This is a genomic window from Mesorhizobium sp. M8A.F.Ca.ET.021.01.1.1 (assembly GCF_003998025.1).
In the GTDB taxonomy this organism is placed as follows: Bacteria; Pseudomonadota; Alphaproteobacteria; order Rhizobiales; family Rhizobiaceae; genus Mesorhizobium.
In genome coordinates, this window is record NZ_RZSJ01001112.1 from 1 (window position 1) to 479 (window position 479).

The following is a 479-nucleotide window of genomic DNA, read 5'->3' on the forward strand; positions in this document are numbered from 1 at the left end:
GGCCAAGGCCGTTCCGGCCGGCACCACCAACTATCTCTGGGACGATCTCGGCCAGGGCTTTGCCTCCGGCACCGTCGCCATCAATTTGGACTGGCCGGGCTGGGCAGGCTTCTTCAACGATCCGAAGTCGTCGAAGGTCGCCGGCAATGTCGGCGTCAAGGTCGCGCCGAAAGGCTCCGCCGGAGTACGCACCGGCTGGTCGGGCTTCCATGGATTCTCGGTGACCGAGAACTGCCCGAACAAGGAGGCTGCCGCATCGCTGGTGTGGTGGCTGACCAACGAGGACAGCCAGAAGTTCGAGGCCGCCGCCGGCCCGCTGCCGACCCGCAGCGCGGTCTGGGACTGGGACCTGCAGCAGGCGGCCAACGATCCCTACAAGAAGGAGGTTCTGTCGGCTTTCCAGGAAGAAGCCAAGCACGCCTTTGCCGTGCCGCAGACGCCCGAGTGGATCGAGATTTCGAACGCCGTCTATCCCGAGC

At 65.3% G+C, this 479-nt stretch carries 1 protein-coding gene; it reads left to right on the forward strand.

The genetic code is table 11. The features are described 5' to 3' along the window. Nucleotides 1-479 (forward strand): extracellular solute-binding protein (locus tag EOA36_RS36865; RefSeq protein ID WP_127281336.1); only part of this gene is annotated, 479 nt, incomplete at both ends.